This window comes from Verrucomicrobiota bacterium, from assembly GCA_019247695.1.
Lineage (GTDB): Bacteria > Verrucomicrobiota > Verrucomicrobiia > Chthoniobacterales > JAFAMB01 > JAFBAP01.
In genome coordinates, this window is record JAFBAP010000011.1 from 1 (window position 1) to 3125 (window position 3125).

Below are 3125 nucleotides of genomic sequence, written 5' to 3' on the forward strand. Positions count from 1 at the left end.
GGGGGTCCCCTCTATTTAAGCCGTTTGCTTCCTTGCCGCATCGCTCCGGTTCGGGTGCGACGGTAACGAACTTTTGCGTTCGGGAAGGGCTCTCGCCCTTCGAAGCGCAAAAACGGTACCAATCCCCCTCAAGCGCCGCTCGACAGCAGGGCCGTCACATCAATCTCAACCCCCGATAAAGCCTGCGGCGACGCCTTGCCCTCCCTGACGGTTCTGGTTTCGTAGCGCTCGCCGGCCAGCGTAAAGACCCGCAGGCACCGGTGGCGGACGTCAACCACCCAATATTCCGGGATTTTGGCCCGCCGGTAGAGGTCCGCTTTGTAGCCCAGGTCGTGAGTGAGGGTGCTGTCGGCGATTTCGATCACCAGCAGCACGTCCGCAGCAGTGAGGTGCCGCCGGCGACCGATGCCGGGCCGGTAAAGCACCAAGTCCGGTTCGGGCACGTCGTGGGGCCGGATCGGCAGGGACCGGCCCGGACCGACTTTGAAACGCCCGCCGCGTTGCTCCACAAAGGTTTCGGTCAGTTCGTCCAGGATCCAGTGGTGTTCGGGGCCGATCGGCGCCATGGGGATGATTTGGCCGTCCAGCAGCTCGACGCGGGCATCCTCCTCCAGGATGCCGGCCTCCACCAACCGGTAATACTCCTCGACCGTAAACCGGCGCACGGCATCGAAGTGGACCGGGGGCGGTTGGGTAAGGGTGCTCATAGGGTCGGCGGTCGCCTCTGCGGGCCGTACGGAATCATACCTGGTCCTACTAGAGGGCGCACCCTCTAAACGCGAGGGCGCGTAACCTCAGGCCGCGGCCGCTGGGGTCGGTTGCTCCGTCCCTTCCGGAAGCAGGGGGTTCATCGCTGATGGCTTTAGGGATCGCCCCAAGGCAAACGCGCGCAAACGGGGATGCGTGCGCTCATCGGGCAACCCGGGACGATTCGAGGGAATGGAAACATTCCTTTCCCGATCATAACCCGATACCTCCGGCGGAGCGGGGGCGAGGGGCAAGAGAGCCAGGGCGGTAAAGGGCAGGGGCCCGGCGAAACCGGGAAGGATGCCGTTTAAGGAGCCCTGACGACCTTGCGCGAGCGCAGCCGGCCTCTCTTCTCTGGGGTCAAAGGTCCCGCCTCCCTTGGTCGGCAGTGGGCCGGGGCGCGGCGATTCGCTCTGCTGCCGTTTCCACAGTTAGGCGGTAGCCGACAAAAAACACCCGCAGCGCCCGCGCCTCAAGGGGTGGCGCTCCAAACGGTGTTGTCGTCGAACACAACGCGACGGATCAGAACTTCGGCCTTTACGTTGTCATGATTCATACGCTGCAGCCGCATCTCTTCAGGGTTAAGGGGATTTATCTTCCATGCGCCTTGCGTTGGTACGGTATCGTGCGGAGGGTAAAAGACGTCCTGATCCAGTCGGACAAAGATTTGTTCTCCCAGCAAGTCCCGAAAGGTTAGGGAGCCATCGACCAGTTTAATGGCGTGATCCGTTCGGTTGGTGAGTGCGTACCGGATCAGGTGCCGTTTATCCCACTCGTATTCGCCATCCTTGAATTGGTATTGCCAATCAGAGATCATAAGTGGCGCGTTTTCCTGCGGAGTGGGGTTTGGCGTGGGGGACGGCAAGGCATTGACCTCTTCACGGAGTTTCAGCATTGCAGCCACCTGGGGAATGCTCTCAATGGCGCTGAGCCGCTTTTCAAGTTCCTGGACCCGTTTTGCCAAGGCTTCGTTCGAAAGGTCGTCTGCGTAGGACGGCGCAAGAAGAGCAAGACTGGCGAGCACGAGACAGGTGTAGTTGCGACTTCGAGGCATTGCGGCATCCGCTTTGGTAGTGATCATTCGCCTAGGGCGTTGGCTTTGATCGTCGGGCATCCTCACCTCGTCACGATTGCCGCTACGGTGCCGTTCTCGGGCACGGTGACCTTGGCGTAGGCGACCCCGCCTGCCGGAAGCACGCCGATGTCGCTCGGCACGCCCCACTTGATCACGCAGGTCAGGTAGTATTGCCCGGCCGGTAAATGCTCAAAGCCGAATCGTCCTTCTCCGTTGGCGATGGTGCGTACCGCGTACTGGTCGCCCCTCGGATCACCCGCCTGTAGAGGAATCCTTTGCACGATGTGTTTTTCAAACCATTCGGTTGTCAAACTGGTCACTGGGTGCAACACCACGTCGCATCCGGCGCCATACTTCACATCGCCGCCTACAGTTTTAAGGAACGCTTGCCCCAGGATGCGCCCGTTGCCTTTGCGTCCATAAGGCGCGTATTCCGACGGGTTGTAGACGGCGGTGCGTGGCTGGGGTGCAGGCGCAACCGCGCAACCAGCCACCGCAACGACCATTGCAATAAGGACAAGCTTTCTCATAGCCGGCACATCCGAAGGAGAGTTGTTCGGCTTGTCAATCCCGTTTCGACCTTTGATGAGCTGATTTCAGGAGATTAAAAAACGGCAGCCCCATAGCACCAGTCAAAGGGTTTGGCCGAGGCGGATTAGGACTGGCCCGACAAGATGACTGGAACGTGCTGGTCAGCCAGGCGTTCAGCCCGGCCTTTCGCCTCATCCAGGCTGAAGCCGTCCATTTCCCAAACCAGCAGCGGCCAATCCTCCGGCCGGGTCTGCCACATTTGCAGCACGTAACCCTGGTCGGTGCTGCGGCTGATCTCAAAGACGTACATGCCGCACTCGGCAACGTGCAGCTCGGCGGGCTCGGGTACCGCCTTGGTCCAGGTGAGTCGGGTTTCGGTCATGTTCACAGGACAGCCTTACAGCAAATAAGCCATAAAGGTAAATAGGATTTAATGATTCAATCCTAAAAGGATACATGCCTTGTTAACGGGTTCGCCTGTCTGTCCCGATTTTCCTGGTGCTGGGCCGGTAAAGCTTGCCTCAAAGCCTTCTAGGCAATAAGCCTTCAGCTCGATTGATGGCCCCCTCATGAAAATCGCGCTCCTCGGAAAAAAGGGCGGAACGGGAAAAAGCTCGCTCTGCATCCTCCTTCATGAAGCCCTCCGCCAAACGGGCCAGACCGTCGCCGTCCGCGATTATGACGCGCAGGGCACCGCCACAAAGTCCCTCGCCCGTTTCGGCGGCACGCGGGCCAGGGACGGCCACGCTTACGATCAGTTACTCATCGACAC

5 protein-coding genes are annotated in these 3125 nt (G+C 60.1%); 1 reads left to right on the top strand and 4 read right to left on the bottom strand.

From position 1 onward, the window contains the following. Positions 1–128 precede the first annotated feature (128 nt). The 4 genes from JO015_01055 to JO015_01070 all read right to left on the bottom strand — a co-directional run bounded on the left by JO015_01055 (position 129) and on the right by JO015_01070 (position 2735). Positions 129–707: a Uma2 family endonuclease gene (locus JO015_01055; protein ID MBV9997677.1), complete on the bottom strand. Its 579-nt coding sequence runs from the start codon at positions 705–707 to the stop codon at positions 129–131. A 512-nt stretch (positions 708–1219) separates the two neighbouring features. Continuing rightward, on the bottom strand, positions 1220–1828 hold the full coding sequence (locus JO015_01060; GenBank protein MBV9997678.1) for a hypothetical protein: 609 nt from the start codon (positions 1826–1828) through the stop codon (positions 1220–1222). 35 nt (positions 1829–1863) lie between these two features. Beyond that, positions 1864–2352 (bottom strand): hypothetical protein, encoded by a 489-nt coding sequence (locus JO015_01065; protein ID MBV9997679.1) that lies wholly within the window; start codon positions 2350–2352, stop codon positions 1864–1866. A 125-nt stretch (positions 2353–2477) separates the two neighbouring features. Then, positions 2478–2735, bottom strand: a complete 258-nt coding sequence (locus JO015_01070; protein MBV9997680.1) for a hypothetical protein — start codon at positions 2733–2735, stop codon at positions 2478–2480. 187 nt (positions 2736–2922) lie between these two features. On the opposite strand from JO015_01070, the gene JO015_01075 reads away from it, so the two are divergent. Then, on the top strand, positions 2923–3125 hold a 203-nt coding region (locus JO015_01075), incomplete at its 3' end, for an AAA family ATPase (protein ID MBV9997681.1).

Excerpts from the sequence above, each read along its gene's own strand:
- JO015_01060 (MBV9997678.1), bottom strand. The coding sequence starts at position 1,828 with ATGATCACTACCAAAGCGGATGCCGCAATGCCTCGAAGTCGCAACTAC.
- JO015_01070 (MBV9997680.1), bottom strand. The coding sequence starts at position 2,735 with ATGACCGAAACCCGACTCACCTGGACCAAGGCGGTACCCGAGCCCGCC.
- JO015_01065 (MBV9997679.1), bottom strand. The coding sequence starts at position 2,352 with ATGAGAAAGCTTGTCCTTATTGCAATGGTCGTTGCGGTGGCTGGTTGC.
- JO015_01055 (MBV9997677.1), bottom strand. The coding sequence starts at position 707 with ATGAGCACCCTTACCCAACCGCCCCCGGTCCACTTCGATGCCGTGCGC.